The sequence below is a fragment of the Streptomyces sp. NPDC090741 genome (assembly GCF_044769045.1).
In the GTDB taxonomy this organism is placed as follows: Bacteria; Actinomycetota; Actinomycetes; order Streptomycetales; family Streptomycetaceae; genus Streptomyces.
In genome coordinates this window covers 379014-398075 of the sequence record NZ_JBIVXF010000007.1, presented here as the reverse complement: position 1 = coordinate 398075, position 19062 = coordinate 379014, and the positions used below count along the sequence as shown (strand labels likewise).

The following is a 19062-nucleotide window of genomic DNA, read 5'->3' as shown; positions in this document are numbered from 1 at the left end:
CCCGACGTGCCCGTTGAACGCGGACCGCTCATGGGTGCACTACGCCCCCGGCAAAGGCCTGGCCGAGATGGTGGGCCGGGCCTGTGCGGCGGCCGGCTTCCGGCCGCGTGCCGCCGTACGGACCGAACAGAGCGCCGCGGCGCCGCTGTTGGCCGCCACGGGGCTCGGACCGGCCCTGGTCCCCGAGAGCGTCGTGCCGTCAGGCTTCGCGGGGCGGGTGCTGCGTCCCGAACCGCCGGTGCGCCGGATGCTCGCCGCCTGTACGCGCCCGCACCCCGATCCGCTCACCACGGCCTTCCTGGACACCCTCGCCCGGTGCACGGAGGCCGGCGGTGCCTGAACCCGCAAGCTCACGGTCGCCGGGCCGACGATCCGGCGCGGACCTCCAGGGACGTGCGCCAGCCCGGGGCTTCCGGCTGCGGGGGCCGGGGCGTGGGACGGCCGCCCGTGGCGAAGAACGCCGACAGCGGGAGCGTCGCCGCGCCGACCGTGACCGCGTCCGGGCCCAGGGAGCCCAGGTCGATGGTGACGCGCTCGGCGGGATGGCGCAGGGAGTACCGGGCCGCGTGCTCCCGTACGGCGGGCAGGATGTGCGGGCCCAGCAGCAGGCCCGCCCAGCCGCCGATCAGGATGCGCTCCGGCCGGAACAGGTTGACCACGTCCGACAGGCCCGCGCCGAGGTACTCCGCGGTCTCCTCCAGCACCTCCAGGGCCACCGGATCCGCCGCGACGGCAGCCGCCAGCAGCGCCGACAGGGCCTCCTCCTCGTCCGCCGCGTCCACGGCGCCGCCGCCCCGCTCCGCCCACCGCTGCAGCAGGGACTCCGCCCCCGTGTACGCCTCCAGGCAGCCCAGCGCCCCGCACCGGCAGCGCCGTCCCCGTACCGAGACGGTCAAGTGCCCCCACTCCAGCGGGGTGCCCTCGGTCGTGCCCCCGTCGGGCGAGCCGTCCGTGATCAGGCTGGCGCCCACGCCCGAGCCGAACAGGACGACGACGGCCTCGCGGGCGCCGCGCCCCGCCCCGAACCACATCTCGGCCTGGCCGAGCGTGCGCGCCCCGTTGTCGATGATGTACGGGACCTCCGGCGGCACGGCTCCCGTCGCCCGCAGCAGCGCCTCCAGCGGGACCGCGTCCCAGCCGATGGTCTGGCCGTAGACGACCGCTCCGCCCGGCGCCTCGCGGTCCACTATGCCGGGGACGCCCACGCCCACCCCCAGCAGTCGGGACGTCCCGACCCCGGCCTCCGCGAGGACGGCGGCGATACCGGTCCGGACGTGGTCCACGATCGGGCCGACGTCGTAGCAGCCGCGCGGCTGCAACGGCAGTTCGGCGCGGGCGAGTTCGGTCAGCGCCAGGTCGAACAGCTCTACGCGGACCCGGGTTTCGCCGACGTCCACCCCGATCATGTGGGCGCTGCCTGGGGCCACGCGCAGCAGGGTGCGCGGCCGGCCGCCGTCCGAGTCGACGATGCCGGCCTCCTCCAGCAGTCCGTCCGAGACGAGTTCGCCGACCACGTTGCTGACGGAGCCGGAGCTCAGCCCGGTGGCGGGCCCGAGTTCCTGCCGGCTCATCGGCCCGCCGAAGTACAGCCGCTGGAGCACGGCGCTGCGGTTGCCGCGCCGCAGGTCCCGTACCGTACGGCCGCCACGCCCTGTGGTCATCTGGCTCCTTCCGTCCTGCCGTCCGCCCTGTCGTCGCTCGCAACATACCCTTGCGCGACCCCTTGACGCGACCCTTTCACGAGGCTTAACTCACGTCCTGAATTAAGGCCTTGGGGTGCTGGGCTCCGATGCGGTGGGCGCCGCCCGAAGCGTCGCCGCCCGAAGCATCGCCGCCGAAGCACCGACGCCAACGCGTCGCCGTCCGAGCCGAGAACACCCGCCGGCCTTCCCCGACCCTGCCGAAAGGGGCCGATCCGCCATGCGCAGAACCCGAGCCGCCGCTGCCGCCGTCACCGCCTTCCTGCTCGCCACCACCGCCACCGCCTGCGGCGGCGGCGCCGCGGACACCGGCGGAGGGTCGAACGCCGCCCCCAAGGAGCTCACGTACTGGGCCTCCAACCAGGGTCCGGACCTCGCGGCGGACCAGGCGACCCTCGGCCCGGAGCTGAAGAAGTTCGAGGAGCGGACCGGCATCAAGGTCAAGCTCGAAGTCGTCCCCTGGTCGGACCTGCTCAACCGGATCCTCGCCGCCACCGCCTCCGGCCAGGGCCCCGACGTCCTCAACATCGGCAACACCTGGTCCTCCTCCCTCCAGGCCACCGGCGCCCTGCTCCCGTGGAACGCCGAGAACTTCGCGGCGATCGGCGGCAAGGACCGCTTCGTGGGGTCGGCCATCGGCTCGGCGGGCGCCGCCGGCCAGGACCCGGCCGCCGTCCCGCTGTACTCGATGGCGTACGCGCTCTACTACAACAAGAAGATGTTCCAGGAGGCGGGCATAGCGAAGCCCCCGGCCACCTGGGACGAGATGGTCACGACCGGGCAGCGGCTGTCCAAGGACGGCAAGTGGGCCCTCGGCGCCGAGGGCGCCAACCTCGCCAACAACATCCACCAGGCCTTCGTCCTCGCCAAGCAGCACGGCGCCGACTTCTTCGACGCGGCGGGCAAACCCACCTTCGACTCCCCGGGCGCCGTCGACGCCGTCAAGCAGTACGTCGACCTGATGGCCAAGGACAGGATCATCGCGCCGGGCAACGCCGAGTACGCCCAGAACCAGTCCCTCCAGGACTTCGCCAACGGCAAGACCGCCATGGTCCTGTGGCAGAGCGCCGCCTCCTCCTTCAAGAGCCACGGCATGAAGGAGGGCGACTGGGGCGTGGCCCCGGTCCCGGTGCCCGCGGGCGGCACACCCGGCTCCGGCCCGGGCACCAACTCCATGGTCGCCGGCATCAACCTCGCCGTCTTCAAGAACACCGACAACATCGACGGCTCCCTCAAGTTCGTGAAGTTCATGACCAGCGACGACGAGCAGAAGATCCTCAACAGGACGTACGGCTCCATCCCGCCCGTCAAGGCCGCCCAGAGCGACCCCGCGTTCGCCGCCGACGACCTCACCGTGCTCCGCACCACCCTGGGCACCAGCGCCGCCCCGCTCCCGCAGGTCCCGCAGGAATCCCAGTTCGAGACCGCCGTCGGCACCGCCGTCAAGGAGCTCTTCGCCGACGCCGCGGCGGGCCGCCCCGTCACCACCGAATCGGTCAAGGCCAAGCTCACCAAGGCCCAGCAGCAGATGGCGAGCTGAGTCCGGCCCGATGAGCCTCAAAAACCGCACGGTCCCCAAGTACGCACACCTGCGCCGCAGTTCCCTCCCGTACCTCCTGCTCCTGCCCGCACTGCTCCTCGAACTGCTCATCCACCTCGTCCCGATGGTGATGGGCATCCTGATGAGCTTCCGCCGGCTGACCCAGTTCTTCATCCGCGACTGGTCCCGCGCCCCCTGGACGGGCTGGGCCAACTACGAACTCGTCCTCGACGTCAACAGGCCCGTCGGCGAGGCACTCTTGCGCTCCTTCCTCACCACCTGCCTCTTCACCCTGCTCTCCGTCGGCCTGTGCTGGCTGCTGGGTACCGCGGCGGCGGTGTTCATGCAGGAGGGCTTCCGCGGCCGCGGCCTCCTGCGCGCCCTGTTCCTGGTCCCGTACGCCCTGCCCGTGTACGCGGCGGTCATCACCTGGGCGTTCATGTTCCAGCGGGACAACGGCCTGGTGAACCACGTCCTGCACGACCAACTGGGTCTGGTCGGCGGCGAACACACCTTCTGGCTGCTGGGCGACAACAGCTTCTGGGCCCTGCTGACCGTCTCCGTCTGGAAGGGGTGGCCGTTCGCCTTCCTCATCGTGACCGCCGCCCTCCAGAACATCCCCGGCGAGCTGTACGAGGCCGCCGCGCTGGACGGCGCCGGCATCTGGCAGCAGATCCGCCGGATCACCCTGCCCTCGGTCGGCGCGGTCAACCAGGTCCTGATCCTGGTGCTGTTCCTGTGGACCTTCAACGACTTCAACACGCCGTTCGTACTGTTCGGCAAGTCGGCCCCCGAGGCCGCCGACCTGATCTCCCTCCACATCTACCAATCCAGCTTCGTCACCTGGAACTTCGGCACCGGATCGGCCATGTCCGTCCTGCTGCTGCTCTTCCTGCTGATCGTCACCGCCGGGTACTTGCTCGTCACCACCCGCGGAAGGAGGAACGAGCATGCCTGACCACAGCAGGATCGGCGACGGCAGCCGCCGCCGATCCTCGCCGCTCGCCCCGCCCCTCACCTTCCGGGTGATCCGCACGGTCTTCCTCACCCTGCTCTCCGGATTCGTCCTGCTGCCCGTCTACGTCATGGTCACCAGCTCCCTCAAGCCGCTCCAGGACGTCGCGGGCCGCTTCCGCTGGATCCCCGGCGGGCTCACCCTCCGCCCCTACATCGACATCTGGCACACCGTCCCGCTCGCCCGGTACTTCGTGAACTCCCTGATCGTGGCGGGCGCGGCCACCGCCGCCTCCGTCGTCATCGCCGTCTTCGCGGCCTACGCGGTCAGCCGCCACCGCTTCCGCGGCAGGCGCCTGTTCACCGTCACCGTCCTCTCCACCCAGATGTTCCCCGGGATCCTCTTCCTCCTCCCGCTGTTCCTGATCTTCGTCAACGTCGGCAACGCCACCGGAATCGCCCTCTACGGCTCCCGCGGCGCGCTGATCCTCACGTACCTGACCTTCTCCCTCCCCTTCTCCATCTGGATGCTCATCGGGTACTTCGACTCGGTGCCCCGCGACCTCGACGAGGCGGCCACCGTCGACGGCTGCGGCCCGCTCGGTGCGCTGCTGCGCATCGTGGTCCCGGCGGCCGTACCCGGCATCGTCGCCGTCGCCGTGTACGCGTTCATGACCGCCTGGGGCGAGGTGCTCTTCGCCTCCGTGATGACCAACGACACCACCCGCACCCTCGCCGTCGGGCTGCAGGGCTACTCCACGCAGACCGACGTCTACTGGAACCAGATCATGGCCGCCTCGCTCGTCGTCAGCATCCCCGTCGTCGCCGGATTCCTGCTGCTCCAGCGGTACTTGGTGGCCGGCCTCACGGCGGGAGCCGTCAAATGACCCTTTCGGCAGGAGCCGTCGAATGACCCTTTCCGAAACCCGTTTCGACACCGGCGCAGAACTCGACTCCATCGATCTCGCCGCCCTGCCCCGCGAGTTCGCCTGGGGCACCGCGACCTCCGCCTACCAGATCGAGGGCGCCGTCGCCGAGGACGGCCGCGCCCCCTCCATCTGGGACACCTTCTCCCACACTCCCGGCGCCGTCGACGGCGGCCACACCGGCGACACCGCCTGCGACCACTACCACCGCTGGCGCGAGGACATCGCCCTGATGCGGGAGCTCGGCACCAACGCCTACCGGATGTCCATCGCCTGGCCGCGCGTGGTCCCCGGCGGCGACGGCCCGGCCAACCCCAAGGGCCTAGCCTTCTACGACCGGCTCGTCGACGGCCTGCTCGCCGCCGGGATCACCCCCTCCGTCACCCTCTACCACTGGGACCTGCCCCAGGCCCTCCAGGACCGCGGGGGCTGGCCCGAGCGCTCGACCGCCGAGCACTTCGCCGCGTACGCCGGGCTCGTCGCCGCCCGCCTCGGCGACCGGGTCACCCAATGGGCCACCCTGAACGAGCCCCTGTGCTCGGCGTGGATCGGCCACCTGGAGGGGAGGATGGCCCCCGGCTGGAGCGACCTGACCGCCGCCGTCCGCGCCTCGTACCACCTGCTCCTCGGCCACGGGCTCGCCACCCAGGCCGTACGGGCCGCCGCCCCCGGCGCGCAGGTCGGCATCGTCAACAACCTCTCCACGATCGAGCCCGCCACCGACTCCGAAGCCGACCGGGCGGCTGCCCTGCGCATGGACGGCCATGTCAACCGCTGGTGGCTCGACCCGGTCCACGGCCGCGGCTTCCCCGCCGACATGCGCGAGGTCTACGCCGTGGAGCTCCCCGAACGCCCCGGCGACCTCGCCGCCATCGCGACCCCGCTCGACTGGACCGGCCTGAACTACTACTTCCCGCAGACGGTCACCGCCGACCCGGCCGGCCCCGCCCCGTACGCCCGCCAGATCGACCGGCCCGGCGTCGCGCGCACCGGCATGGACTGGGAGGTCGACGCGAACGGCCTGGAGGTCCTGCTCATGCGGCTGACCGAGGAGTACGGGGCCCGGCGCATCCACGTCACCGAGAACGGCTCCGCGTACCACGACACCGTCGCCGCCGACGGCAGCGTCCGCGACCCCGAGCGGGCCCGGTACCTGACCGGGCACCTGGCGGCCTGCGCCCGCGCCGCCCGCCGCGGCGCACCGCTGGCCGGTTACTACGCCTGGTCCCTCCTGGACAACTTCGAGTGGGCCTACGGCTACGACAAGCGCTTCGGCCTGGTCCGCGTCGACTACGCCACCCAGCGCCGCACGATCAAGACCAGCGGACGCCGCTACGCCGAAGTGATCGCCGCGCACCGGGCCCTGTGAGACCGCGTCTCCCCGCGCCGCGCCGCGCCGTGCCCGCCCCGCTTCTCGGGGCGGGCACGGCCTTTCGTGATGGGATGGCGGGCGGTGCTTCCACCAGCTCACGGCTCATGGCACATGGAGAGGTCGGTAGATGTCCCAGGACACCATGCGGGCGATGGCGTACGAGACGTACGGCGGGACGGAGGTGCTCACCGAGACCGAGCTGCCGATGCCCAAGCTGGCCCCCGGAGAGATCCTCGTCCGGGTCAGGTGCGCCTCGGTCAACCCCGTCGACTGGAAGATCATGGCGGGCGGGCTCGACCCCCTGATGGACGTCATGTACCCGGTCGTCCCCGGCTGGGACGTCGCCGGGACGGTCGAGCGGGTCGGCATCGACGTGCCGGAGTTCGCCGTCGGCGACGAGGTCATGGCGTACGCCCGCAAGGACTACGTGCACGGCGGGACCTTCGCCGAGTACGTCAGCGTGCCCGTACGGGCCGCGGCAGCCAAGCCCGCCTCGCTGTCCTGGCAGGAGGCGGCCGGCCTGCCGCTGGCCGGGCTCACCGCGTACCAGCTGCTCACCCGGCTCGCCACCGGCAAGGACGACACCGTCCTCATCCACGGGGCCGCGGGCGGGGTCGGGTCATTCGGTGTGCAGATCGCCCGCGCGCTGGGCGCCCGGGTCATCGGCACGGCCTCCCCGCGCAACCACGACCGGCTGCGCGAACTCGGCTGCGAGCCCGTGGAGTACGGGGAGGGCCTGGTCGACCGGGTGCGCACGCTCGCCCCCGACGGGATCACCGTCGCCGCGGACTTCGTCGGCGGCGTCCTCGACGTCACCCGGGCGGTCCTCGCCGACGGCGGCCGGCACGCCTCCATCGCCGACCACACCGTGCTCGGCGCGGGAGGCCAGTGGATGTGGGTCCGGCCCGACGCCGAAGGCCTGGCCGAACTGGGCAGGCTCGCCGACAGCGGGCAGCTCACGGTCACCATCGCCAAGACGTTCCCGCTGTCGCAGCTCGCGGAGGCCTTCGAACTCAGCCAGACGGGACGCACCGCCGGAAAGATCATCCTGGAGGTCTGACCTCTCCTCAGTTCGCGTCGCCGGTCGGCATGTTGTGCAGATCCACCATCGTCCGCACGGCCGGGGGCAGCCAGTCCCCGGCCGGCTTCGCGGCCCCGCCGCCCAGGCGTACCAGGATCTGCGCCGGGGTCGGCCGGGCGGCCGGGTCGGGGGAGAGGCAGGCCCTCACGATCGCCGACAGGTCGGCGGGCAGCAGCCGCAGGGCCGGCTCCAGTTCCGCTCCCTGCGGGAACGGCGCGGCCCCGCACGCGTGGCCCAGCACCATCCCGAACGCGTACGCGTCGACGGCCGGCGTGAGCGGAGCCCCCGTCAGCTGCTCCGGGGCGAGGAAACCCACGGTGCCGATCAGGTAGTCCGTCCGGGTCAGGGCGGTGGCGTCGAGCGCCCGCGCGATGCCGAAGTCGATGACCCGCGCACCCGTGTCGGCGATGATGATGTTGCCGGGCTTCAGATCGCGGTGCACGATCCCGCAGGCGTGGATCCCCTCCAGCGCCTCGGCCACCCCCAGCGCCAGGGTGCGCACGGTCCGGGCGGGCAGGGCTCCGTGATCCCGCAACACGGTGGCCAGGGACGGGCCCGGAATGTACTCCGTCACCAGCCAGGGCTGTTCTTCCTCGGCCGACGCGTCCACCACCAGCGCCGTGTGGAAGCCGCCCACCCGGCGCACGGATTCGATCTCCCGCGAGAACCGCTTGCGGAACCCCGGGTCCGCCGCCAGGTCCGCCCGTACGACCTTCACCGCCACCCGCCGCTCGCCCGGCGACAGCCCCAGGTAGACCGTCCCCATGCCGCCCTCGCCGAGCCGGGCCGTCAGCCGGTAGCGGCCGACCCGGCGGGGGTCGCCCGGCCGCAGCGGATCGTGCCGTACGGGCCGTACGGGAACCGCGGCCGGAGCCGCCGCCCGTGCGCCGCCGCGGCGGTGGATGTCCGCGACCGCCACCTCGGTCTCGGCCCGCAGGATCGCCGCCCGCCTCTCCCCTTCGGCGCGCAGGATCTCGGACTGCCGGACGCCCTCGGCCTGGAGGATCGCGGCGCGCTTGTCGCGTTCGGCGCGCGCCTGCCTCTCCATCGCGGCCTGGATGGCGGCCGGCGGCTCGATCTCCTTGAGCCGGACGCGGTTGACGCGGATGCCCCATTTGCCGGTGCTCTCGTCGAGGTGTCCCCGGAGGGTCGCGTCGATCTTCTCGCGGGAGGCCAGGGCCCGATCCAGGTCCATGGTGCCGATGATGTTGCGCAGAGCGGTGATGGTGAGCTGCTCGATGGCCTGGATGTAGCCGGCGATCTCGTACGTCGCCGCCCGCGGGTCGGTCACCTGGAAGTAGATGACCGTGTTGACGTTGACGACCAGGTTGTCCTGGGTGATGACCGGCTGCGGCGGGAACGGCACGACCTGTTCGCGCAGGTCGATGCGGTTGCGGATCGAGTCGATGAACGGGACGACGATGTTGAGGCCCGCGCCCAGGGTGCGCCGGTAGCGGCCGGAGCGTTCGACGACGGCGGCGCTGGCCTGCGGGATCACGTGGATCGCCTTGACCAGTGCGATGAAGAGCAGAACCACCAGAATGATCAGGACGATGATGATCGGCTCCATGCGGTTCCCCGTGCCCTTCCGGCTGTCCGTGCCGCCCCGTTGAGCGGAGTCTCGCAGACCCCCGGGGCCGCGCACACCGATTGGGCGAGGTTGCCGCCGAGCAGGCAGGCGCGGGGCGGCCGGAGAGCCGCCCCGCGCCTGCACGGCCTTCCGCGGGTCAGGGGAAGGAGACGACCGTGGACGGGGTCGTCGACGTTCCCGAGGTGGGTGCGCCCGTGGTGTTGATGACGTGCTCGTACTGGCCCTTGCCGCCGAGCGAGACGACGAGCAGATCGTGGAACCTCACACCCGGCCTCACGGGCGCCTGGAAGCCGTGGTCCTGACGGATCGTCGGGTCCACGTTGTAGTAGCAGTAGCTGCCCAGGCCCCAGCCCTCGTGGACGGTCACCGAGTCGGCCACCTTGTACGCGGCGTAGCCCTTGGTCGTGCCGTTCTGGATCGCCGCCTGGTTCGGGGCGTCGTACGCCTTCTCGTTCTGGAAGAAGACCGTGCGGCCGCGCTCGCCGTTCCACTGCACGTCGTACTTGTTGAAGTGCTCGACGAACAGCCCGGTGGCCAGTACGTCGTCACCGTTCACACGGAACCCGTAGTCGGCGCGGTTGGTCTCCCAGCCCACCCCGTCGCCATGGTCGGCCCGCCAGATCCAGGTGTGGTCGACGATCGTGTCGTGGTTGTTGATCACCATGCCGACGGTGGCCTTGCCGGGGCCGGCGCCGCCGACCCGGATGAACACGTCCTGCACGGTCGTCGGGTCGGCGCCGTGGTCCGTGGCCGTGCCGGCCGGGCCGACCTCCAGCAGACTCGGCGAGTTGACCGGCCCGGCGTCGATCAGGAAGCCGGCGAGCCGCACCCCGTCCACGTCGGCGACCTTCATCGCCGTCACCCCGTTGTCCGGAACGATCGTGGCCAGGCCGAGGCCCAGGACGACCGTGTCCGCGCGGGTCACCTGGAGGGTCTGGTCGACGTGGTAGACGCCGGGAGTGAAGAGCAGGTGCAGGCCCTGGGCCAGCGCCTGGTTCATCGTCGCGGCGGTCGTGCCCGGCTTGACCAGGTAGAACCGGCTCAGCGGGAGAGAGGTGCCCTGAGGCGCGCCGTTGCCCCAGGAGGTCCCGCGCGCGTTCTCGCGCTTGGCCGGGACGAAGACCTTGTACTCGGTCCCGTCGAGGTAGAGGAAGGGCTTCTCCCGGGAGACGGGAGTGGTGTCGAGCGTGGTGTACGGCGGGTTCGGGAAGGACTGGGCGGGCGCGCCCTGGACCCCCGAGAAGACCTGGTTCCAGACGCCGTTGCCCCAGCCGCCGATCGCGCTGTCGCGCGTGTACCACTGCTGCTGCGAGTAGTTGCCGACCTGGCCGTCGATCTTCGAGTCGGCGATGTATCCGCCGGAGGCCCAGCCGAAGCCGTCGGGGGCGAGGTTGAGCCCGCCCTTGACGTGCATGCGGCGGAAGGGCGCGGCCTGGGACACGGCCCAGCGGTCGGTGCCGTTCACGGGGTTGAGCGCGAGGTTCTCGGCCGAACGCCAGAAGTTCTGGGTGGCGTTGCCGCCGAACCAGCCCGCGTCGACGGTCACGTCCCCGTTGATGGTGGTGTCGTCGGGGCTGAGGCCCAGACCCGAGATGGAGGTGTAGAAGCCGATCTGGGCGTTGAGGCCGTTGTACGTGCCCGGCTTGAAGAGGAACTGGTAGCGGCCGGCGCCGAACTGGGCCGACTCCTGCTGCCGGAACACCTCGTCCAGCCTGGCCTGGATGTTCGGGGTCGACGGGTCGAAGACGATCACGTTGGGGCCGAGGTCGCCGCCGCCGGGGAGGGTGGGGCCGCCGCCGGAGGTGCCGAAGACCTGGAACTCGTAGAGGGAATAGCCCCACTGGGTGGCGCGCTGGGTGCCGTACACGCGGACGTAGCGGGCGGTGCCGGTGATGTCGTGGGCGGCGACCCCGCCGGTGGCGGCGGTCGTGGAGTAGGTGGTGCTCCAGTGGGCGCCGTCGTCGGACAGCTCGATGCGGTACGCCTTCGCGTACGCGGTCTCCCAGCGCAGTACGACCTGGCTGAGCTGGGCGGGGGCGCCGAGGTCGACCTGGATCCACTGCGGGTCGGCGAACTGGCTCGACCAGCGGGTGGCGTTGTCGCCGTCGACGGCGGCGGAGGCGGGCGTGCCGGCGTTCTCCTCGCCGGAGGCGGTGGCGGGCCTGCCTTGGGACAGGAGGACGGGTGCGGCCTGGGCGGCGGCTCCCGGGAGGAGCACGAGGAGGGCCGCTATGAGCGCGGTGACGAGGGCCGCGGCCGTCAGTCGCGGCGGATGGTCCGAGAGGCGGGGCATGGGGGGCTCTCCTGACGTCGTGGATCCGGGGGGATCGAAGCGTGAGTGAACTGCCCGCCATGAGGGCCGTCAAGGGTTTCAGCGTTCATGAAGTGAACGTGTGAGAGGGTGTCAATTGCCCGTGAGGCCTGTGAACTCGGAGTTTCTTCAATCCTTGTGAAAAGTGTTGACGAAAAAAGATGCCAAGACTCTACTGAGACTCCTGACCGCTCTGTCCCGCCAAGCCCGCTGAGACCCGCTCGGCGGGACAGGGCTTTGCTGTCTTCGGGGAGTGGCCTTGGGTGGAGGGCGAGGGTCGGCGTGCGTTCGTTACTTGGCGCCATGGAAGGGGTGGTTCACCCGAGCGAGGGGACCGCTCCGCATTCCGCCCAGGTGACTTCGACGCCGGGGAGGCCGGCGGACCAGCGGTCCGCGAGCGCCGCGAGCCCGGCGGCGTCGGGCGGGGCCGCGCCGAGCCCGATCGCGTACCGGGCCGAGGCGGGGGAGAGCACGAAGGGACGCGGCCAGGCGTGCGCTTCCCGGACACCGGCCTCCGCGAGGGCGCCGAGCAGGGCGCGCATCCGGCCCCGGGCCCGGCCCAGATGCTCCTCGAACTCCCGTGGTTCGTCGGCCCGTACGGTCACCACCGCCCATGCCGCGTGCCGGCGGTGCATCGGTGGGGTGGAGGGGGCGGGGACGGGAGTCCCGGTGTCGTTCTCCGTCTCCAGGAGCTCCCAGGTGTGGTAGAGCTCCCGAACCAGCAGATCGCGCAGGTCCGGGCCGACCTGGGCCGTGCAGCTGCGGACCGGCGCGGAGGGAGTGAGGACCGTGACGGGGTCGGGGTCGGTGGCCGTGGCCGGGGGTGTCAGGGCGATCGGGTCGCGCCAGTCCCAGGCGGCCCAGGTCCCGAAGAACTCCCGGAGCAGGGCCTCGGGGGACAGGTCGACGGCCTCCCGTACCGTACGAGCCGCCAGCACCGCCCAGGCCAGCCCCGGCAGCCCGCCGAACGGCGCCGAGTCCAGCCCTCGGACGCGGGCCCACGCCTTGACCTCCCGGGCCAGCCGGACGAACTCCCCATGCCGTTCGGCGCCCACGAAGTCCCGTACCGCATCGGCGTCGCTGACGGCGCTGAGCGCGATCGCGGCCGCCTCGCCGAGATCCGCCCGCAACTCCACCGCCTGCGCCGGGTGCACCGCGCCCGTGGTGACGACCACCAGGTCCACATCCCGTCCGGCCGCGTGCAGTCGCAGCCCCGGGACCCGCGCCCCGACGACCTCCCGCAGCCGCCCGGCCTCGGGAAGCGCTGCCGCGACCCGCCCCCGGACCCCCGCGATCCCGGCCGTGCCCGGCAGGGCCAGGACCAGGTCGAGGTCCGCCCCGGGCAGGGCGCAGCCCATGCGGCGGGATCCGGCGAGGTGCACCGCGCCGTCGGCAAGCGCCTCCGAGATCCGGGCGGTGAGGGCCTCGGCCTCGGCCTCATGGGGCGATGGTGCTTCCGGTTCGGTTTCCGGTTCGGCTTCCGGTTCCGGAACCCAGCGCCACGTACCCGTGCCGAGTTCCACCGTCGCCCGTACCCGCATCGGCCCGTCCCCGCGCCGGGACAGCACGGCGAGCTCCCCGACCCGGACCGAAGTCCCGGTCCCGGTCCCGGTCCCGCTCCCGGATCCGCCGAGTCGCGCGGCGAACTCCGCCAGTGCCCGCTGCGGATCCCGGCTGCGCCCCAGCGTCAGGTGCGGGGTGAAGCCGTCGCGCCCCCGGCAGCCCGGGAACCTCTCGGCGAGCCCCCGCCGCAGCTGCTGCCACGGCTGGTCGCCGGCCGCCGCCGGGTCCAGCCACAGCGTGGCGTCCTCCCGGTGCCCGAAGCTGTGCACCCCGGCCAGCCGCGCCGTGAACGGCGCCGCCTGCGCGGCCACTTCGGCCAGCAGCGGCAGGGCCGCCTCGAACGAGGACTCCGGTACGAAGCCGAACAGCAGGTTCACGTGCGCGGGCCAGCGGCGGGCCGCCGGGTCGTGCGCGCGGCGCAGCTCCTCGACCGCCGGATCGTGCGGCGGCAACCAGGCCACCGCCGTCCGCGCGGTCGCCCGTACGTCGAGCACCGCGCGCCCGTGACCCCGCTCTGCGAAGTCCACCACCGCCTCCACCCCGAAGTGGTCGGAGATGAACAGCCCCTCCGGACCGGGGGAGTCGCCCCGCAAGACGGCCTCCCCCACCCGTGCCCCCGCCGAACGCAGCAGCACCCGGTCCAGCCGGCCGGGCCGCCCCGACAGCGAGCCCACCGCGGCGAGCGGATTGGCCACGGGATCGAAGGTCGGCGTGGTGTCCTGCGCCCCGTACACCTCGGTCCAGGCGTCCCGCATGCCCAGTGCCGCCGCCGGCCCCTCCGGTCCGGAGCGTCCGTCGTTGAAATCGCCGAGCAGCGCCACGTCCGCCTCGATGCCGCCCAACCCCTCGGCGATCCGCGTCAGTTCGGTGCTGCGTCGCCCGGCGCCGTTCTCCGTGTGATCGCTCGTCAGATGGACGGAGGCCACCACGAGGGGGCCGCCCGCGGTGTCCACCGTCACCGCCGCGACCGCCTTGTGCGGCCCCAGCAGGTGCAGCCCCGCCTCCCGTACGGGCAGCCGGCTCAGCACCAGCAGCCCGCTCGCGGCGACGTCCTTGCCGCGCGGAGCGGTGCCCACCGTGTACGCGGCGCGCACCCACGGCTGCGCCAACAACATGTCGAGCAGGGCCGGTTCGACTTCCTGGAGGGCGATCACATCGGCATCGGCGGCCGCCAGGTCGGCCAGCAGCATCGGCCTGCGCAGGGCGGTGTCGATGCGCGGGGCGTCGTACCGGTCCCACAGGGTGTTCCACGTCAGCAGCCGTACGCGCTGCGGCCCCGGCCCCGGGTCCGGTGCCACGGGCCCGGGCCCGGACCCGGGCCCGGACCCGGCCGGCGCCTCGGCCGGCCGCCAGGCACCGCCGCCCGCCGGATCCCATGCGTACGGGGTCCGGGCGGTGAAGAACGGGGCCCGCAGCAGCCGCGGTTCGCGGCTCCGGCCGGCCTCGGTGGAGTCGATCCGGTCCACACCGCTCGCCCGGTCCCATACGAGCTCGCCGTCCGCCTCCACGAACAGCACCCGGTGCCAGGGGATGTCGCCGCCCGGCACGAAGGACGGCAGTGGGACCCGCTTCGGCGGCGCCCCGCGCTGGTGCAGCCCGAACACGAAGCGCGCGGGATCGAACCGCGGGTCCCAGCGGACCTGGTGGTAGAGCTCCTCACTGGTACGCATCAGCCGTCCTCGCCCACTGCCGCGGCCGCCGACGCCGACGCCGACGCCGACCCCGTCCCGGCCACGTTCCCGGTCCCGATGCTCCCCGCCGTGTCCTCCACCGTCCCGCCCGCCCCGATGTACCGGATGCGGTGCGCGGTCCCGTGACCCGGATACGGCGGGCTGAACCGGTGCAGCTGGGTGCTCAGTACCTCCGCCGGCACGGGATGGGGCCGGACGGCATTGCGCCGGACCAGCTCCGCCTCCTCGACCAGCACCACGGCCTGGGTGACCAGCGCGTCGCGGCGCCGCGCGACCGCACCGGCCAGGCCCCGCTGCTGTTCGGTGAGGGAGGTGGCGTCCCACACCACCGTGGACCCGGCTCCCGCCGCCGCGGCCAGCGCGGCGTCCAGCCGGTCCAGGCCCTCGCGCAGCACGTCCGCATTGGCCCGCTGGTCCGCCCGGGAACCCCGGGCGGCGCGCAGATCGTCCAGACCGATGTACGCGGCCACGCCCGGCAGGCTCCGGGCGTACGTGCTCTTCCCGCTGCCCGAGGGCCCGCACAGCTGCACCAGCCGCGGGAAGCCGCCGTCCCGCCACCGCCAGGTCGCGGCCACCGCCTCCTCGGCGCTGGAGATCCCGCTCCGCCCGAACGCCTCCCGGGCCTCCGCCCAGCAGCGGTCCGCCGCGTCCGCGCCGAGCCCCCCGAGGGCCTCCCGCAGCCCCGCGCGCAGCGGGCCCAGCGGATCGGGGCCGAGCAGCCCCGCCTCCTCGGCGCACAGCGCGGACCACTCGACGCACTCCCGCGCCCCGGCATCCGCCGCATCCCCCGCGACCGCCCCCGCGAGCGCGTGCAGCACCCCGAGATCGGCGGCGACGGCCATCCGGACCAGCCCGGCCCGCCGCCCCTCGTCCGGGAACGGCCGCTGCAGGTACGGGTAGAGCCCGACCAGGTCGGCGACCCGCCGGGCGAGCGGCATCCCGAGCGGCCCCGCAGCCAGCCGCGCGCCGATCCGGGCCCGCGGCGCGCGGTGCAGTACGGCGGCCAGCACCCCGGCCAACCGGGCCTCGCCGGTACGGCCCGACGCGTCGAGCCGGTCCGCCACCTCGGCGACGACCGGCCCGACTTCGGCGACGACCGGCTCGACTCCGCCGGCGGGCCCGGACTCCGGGCCGAGGGCGGCCGCCAGCTGCGCCGCATCGGGCTCGGAGCCCGAGCGCACCGCCCACAGCGGGGCCTGCGGACCGAGTCCGTTCGGCACCACCTGCGCGTACATCCAGTGCGTGTCCGTCTGCACGTGGCCGCCCCGCACCCACTTGGCGACGTACCGCCCGAAGTCCGCCCGCGTGAACCCGGCCACCGTCCGTACGACGTACCCCTCCTGCCGCGTGGTGTCGAGCCGCAGCTTGCGCAGCGCGCGTTCGTCGAAGACGCCCCGCCAGAGCACGCGCGGGGTGGGCACCCCGAGGCCGTGCAGGAAGCTCACGGTCCGGTCCCAGTCCAGGCAGTGCTCGCCGTCCCACACCGAGAACCCGTGGAACCAGCTGTCGAGGTCCTCGTACGGCAGCGAGTGGCGGGCGTACAGGTTCTCCCCGCACACCCGCCACCCCGCCGGTATGCCGGCACCGATCCGGCTCTGGAGGCCCTTGACCCAGGCCCGCGAGGGGTGGTGGCCCGAGTCCAGCGAGCGCGCGTGGAGGCCGTCCGCGTACAGGGTGGTGTTCTCCCCGTCGAGCTTCTCGGTGACCACGACCTCGCGCCCGGCCAGCCCCCCCAGCCCCCCGGCGCGCACGTCGTCCGCCGTCGCCCCGGGGGACCAGGGCAGGTGCGGGGTGCGGGGGTAGTGCGTGCGCATGGCGGGCTCCAGCAGTGACGACGGGGTTCGTCGTCACTCTAGGTATGCGGAGCCGGGGTATCCAATCAATAAGGCGGTCCTCGGGCCTCAGGGCCGGCGGCCGGCCCAGGCCACCAGCCGGTCGATGGCCGGGGCCTCGGGGTCCACGGTCACGACCTCGGCGAACGGGATCCGCCCGCCCCGGGTTTCGGCCGGCAGCGCGCGACGTACGACGCCGATCACCCGCTCGATCAGGGCCGGGTCCCAGTCCGGGTGCTGGCCGGTCGCCCTGGCCAGGTCCCAGGTGTGCACGAGGAGTTCGTGGGTGTATACGGCCGCGGCGGCCGCGCCCGGCAGGACACCCATCGGAAGGCGCAGCTGCCGGCCGAGGATGTCCGGGTCCGCCCACACCTCCGCGACCTCGCGGGCGCCCGGCTCCCAGGCCGCCGCCCATGCGCCGTCGGCGAGCTCGTCGGCGAAGGAGGGGACGCTGAACGGGTCTTCGCCCCGCCCGATCACCGAGATCCGGCGGACCACCGCGACGAGGTGGCTGGACAGCCGCCGGACGTCGAACTCGTCGCAGGGGGTCGCGGCGTCGTACTGCTCGGGCCGGACGGCGGCGAGGGTACGGCCCGCCAGCTCGACGGCCGCGGCGAGGCCGAGCCGCGGATCGAACGGGGAGGAGGCGACGACGGCGTCGGTGTCGGTGGCGCCGGAGTTGGTGGAGGTGGTCTCGATGAGCTGCTTGGTCTCGTTCATGTGTTCATCCTGTAAGCCAAACTGGCCACCTTCTGGCCAGTTTTCCGAAGAGAATGAAACAGAAAGACGCGAAAGACGCGTAAAGACACTGACGCGCGAGGAAAGAGGCACATGAGAGCCGACCGCTTGGTGGCGACCCTGCTGTTCCTCCAGGAGCGCGGCCGCGTCACCGTCCCCGAAGTGGCCGCCGAACTGGAGATCTCCGAGCGCACCGCGCGCCGCGATCTGGAGGCCCTGGCCGCGTCCGGCATCCCCGTCTACTCGCAGCGCGGCCGCGGCGGCGGCTGGTCCCTCGTCGGCGGGGCCCGTACCAACCTCACCGGCCTGACCGCCGACGAGATCCGGGCGCTCTTCCTCGTCACCGGGCCCCTGACGGCCACCCCCGAACTGCGCACCACCCTGCGCAAGCTGGTCCGGGCCCTGCCGCCCACCCTGCGCGCGGAGGCCGAGGCCGCCACCCGCGCCGGAGTCGTCGACGCCACGGACTGGTCCCGCAACGCCGTCACCGCCGATGCCGCCCACCGCTCCGCGCTCCAAGGCGCCGTGGTCGACGGGATCCGGGTCCGCCTCGGGTACGCGGGCGTGGGCAAACCGGCCGGCGAGCGTACGGTCGACCCCCTCGGGCTCGTCGCCAAGGCCGGGCTCGACTACCTGGTCGCCGGTACGGACAAGGGACTGCGCACCTTCCGGCTGAGCCGGGTCACCTCCGTCGAGCCGACCGGCGAACCAGTGGTCCGGCCGCCCGACTTCGACCTCGCCACGGCCTGGCGTGCCCTGTCCGGGGCCTTCCAGGACGGCATGAACGCGGTGACCGCGCGGGCCCGCGTCCACCCCGACACGCTGGCCCTGCTGCAACGGTTCCTCGGCGGCCGGGTGCGCGTCGGCGGCCCGCTGCCCGACGGCTGGACCGAGGTGTGGGTGGACGGCCCGGCCGCCAAGGCCCTGGCCGGCCACCTGGCGGGGCTGGGGGCGGGGGTAGAGGTCCTTGAGCCGCCCGAGGTGCGGCAGAGGCTGGCCCGGCTCGGCGCCGAACTCACGGCGATGTACGCGGGGGAGGAGGTGGGGGAGGACGTGGGGGAGGACGCGCCGGACCCACCGCCGGGTCAGTAGCCGATGGTGAACCGCTTGCCCGTGTGCGCGTCGCGCTCGATCTCGTCGACCAGGGCCACGGCGTAGTCCTCGACCGAGACGTGGCTGCCGCCGCCGCCCTCGTCCACGACCAGGTCGTCGAGGGCCAGCCGGTACGTGCCCGTCCGCGTGCCCGGCGCGATCTGCGCGGCGGGGCTCAGACAGCTCCAGCGCACCTCCTCGACGGGCACGGTGCGCAGGAAGTCCAGGGCCTCCCCATGGGCGTGCATGAGCGCGCGGACCGGCTCCGGGACGCCCGCCGCGTCCCAGACCAGCGGGCCGTCGGGGGTGCGCAGCGAGCCCGCCCCGCCCACGACGATCACCCGGGGGCGGGGGGTGTCCGGGCCGAGCGTGCAGACGCCGCCGATCAGGGACTTGGCGGCGGTCACGAGGATGCCCGGGTCCCCGGTGCCGGGGCCGACGGCGCTGACGACCACGTCAGCGCCGGCGGCCGCCTCGGCGACCGAGTGCGGGTCGAGGACGTCGCCGGGCACCACCTCGGCTCCGGAATCCGCGAGTTTCGCGGGATCGCGGACGACCGCGGTGACCTGGTGGCCGCGGTCGAGCGCTTCGCGCAGCACGCGGGCTCCGATGGTGCCGGTCGCGCCGAACAGGGCGATCTTCGCCATGGCGACTCCCTGGGGGTGGAGGCG

Annotated in this window: 13 protein-coding genes and 2 pseudogenes; 7 read left to right on the top strand and 8 right to left on the bottom strand. The window is 73.1% G+C overall.

All coding sequences use genetic code 11. From position 1 onward, the window contains the following. The first annotated feature begins 34 nt into the window (after positions 1–34). Positions 35–340, top strand: a complete 306-nt coding sequence (locus ACIQU4_RS21660; protein ID WP_403733018.1) for a LysR family transcriptional regulator substrate-binding protein — start codon at positions 35–37, stop codon at positions 338–340. A gap of 10 nt (positions 341–350) precedes the next feature. Here ACIQU4_RS21660 and ACIQU4_RS21655 read toward each other — a convergent pair whose 3' ends face one another. Further along, positions 351–1661 (bottom strand): ROK family protein, encoded by a 1311-nt coding sequence (locus ACIQU4_RS21655; protein WP_403733015.1) that lies wholly within the window; start codon positions 1659–1661, stop codon positions 351–353. A gap of 259 nt (positions 1662–1920) precedes the next feature. Between ACIQU4_RS21655 and ACIQU4_RS21650 the strand changes: the two genes are divergently transcribed. From ACIQU4_RS21650 to ACIQU4_RS21630, 5 genes are all read left to right on the top strand, one after another. Beyond that, entirely contained in the window at positions 1921–3240 is a 1320-nt protein-coding gene (locus ACIQU4_RS21650; protein ID WP_403733012.1) for an ABC transporter substrate-binding protein, read from the top strand. Between the two features lie 10 nt (positions 3241–3250). Beyond that, the gene (locus tag ACIQU4_RS21645; protein WP_403733010.1) at positions 3251–4198 is read left to right on the top strand and encodes a carbohydrate ABC transporter permease; all 948 of its coding nucleotides are present in this window, start codon (positions 3251–3253) and stop codon (positions 4196–4198) included. Then, positions 4191–5081 carry a carbohydrate ABC transporter permease gene (locus ACIQU4_RS21640; protein WP_403733007.1) on the top strand — a complete coding sequence of 297 codons (891 nt, stop codon included), beginning with the start codon at positions 4191–4193 and terminating at the stop codon, positions 5079–5081. Before ACIQU4_RS21645 ends, ACIQU4_RS21640 begins: the two co-directional genes overlap by 8 nt. 22 nt (positions 5082–5103) lie before the next feature. After that, on the top strand, positions 5104–6489 hold the full coding sequence (locus ACIQU4_RS21635; protein WP_403733004.1) for a GH1 family beta-glucosidase: 1386 nt from the start codon (positions 5104–5106) through the stop codon (positions 6487–6489). A gap of 145 nt (positions 6490–6634) precedes the next feature. After that, entirely contained in the window at positions 6635–7552 is a 918-nt protein-coding gene (locus ACIQU4_RS21630; RefSeq protein WP_403733139.1) for an NADP-dependent oxidoreductase, read from the top strand. A 7-nt stretch (positions 7553–7559) separates the two neighbouring features. On the opposite strand, the pseudogene ACIQU4_RS21625 reads toward ACIQU4_RS21630, so the two are convergent. From ACIQU4_RS21625 to ACIQU4_RS21600, 6 genes and pseudogenes are all read right to left on the bottom strand, one after another. Then, positions 7560–8312, bottom strand: a pseudogene (locus ACIQU4_RS21625) (serine/threonine-protein kinase); the annotation flags it as partial. Further along, positions 8263–9143 (bottom strand): annotated as a pseudogene (locus ACIQU4_RS21620) (SPFH domain-containing protein); the annotation flags it as partial. The pseudogenes ACIQU4_RS21620 and ACIQU4_RS21625, both read right to left, overlap by 50 nt. Positions 9144–9300: 157 nt before the next feature. Continuing rightward, positions 9301–11457: a discoidin domain-containing protein gene (locus tag ACIQU4_RS21615; protein ID WP_403733002.1), complete on the bottom strand. Its 2157-nt coding sequence runs from the start codon at positions 11455–11457 to the stop codon at positions 9301–9303. A 335-nt stretch (positions 11458–11792) separates the two neighbouring features. After that, complete coding sequence (locus ACIQU4_RS21610; protein ID WP_403732999.1) at positions 11793–14708, bottom strand: poly(A) polymerase; 2916 nt, start codon at positions 14706–14708, stop codon at positions 11793–11795. Then, positions 14708–16543, bottom strand: coding sequence for an RNA ligase family protein (locus ACIQU4_RS21605; RefSeq protein WP_403732996.1), 1836 nt, complete (start codon positions 16541–16543; stop codon positions 14708–14710). The genes ACIQU4_RS21610 and ACIQU4_RS21605 overlap by 1 nt, the downstream gene beginning before the upstream one ends. An 87-nt stretch (positions 16544–16630) precedes the next feature. Beyond that, entirely contained in the window at positions 16631–17281 is a 651-nt protein-coding gene (locus tag ACIQU4_RS21600; RefSeq protein ID WP_403732993.1) for a TIGR03086 family metal-binding protein, read from the bottom strand. Positions 17282–17392: 111 nt separating this feature from the next. On the opposite strand from ACIQU4_RS21600, the gene ACIQU4_RS21595 reads away from it, so the two are divergent. Further along, positions 17393–18391: a helix-turn-helix transcriptional regulator gene (locus ACIQU4_RS21595; protein ID WP_403732990.1), complete on the top strand. Its 999-nt coding sequence runs from the start codon at positions 17393–17395 to the stop codon at positions 18389–18391. On the opposite strand, the gene ACIQU4_RS21590 is transcribed toward ACIQU4_RS21595, so the two are convergent. Next, complete coding sequence (locus ACIQU4_RS21590) at positions 18385–19038, bottom strand: NAD(P)-dependent oxidoreductase (RefSeq protein WP_403732987.1); 654 nt, start codon at positions 19036–19038, stop codon at positions 18385–18387. The two genes, ACIQU4_RS21595 and ACIQU4_RS21590, sit on opposite strands and share 7 nt — an antisense overlap. Between the last annotated feature and the right edge of the window lie 24 nt (positions 19039–19062).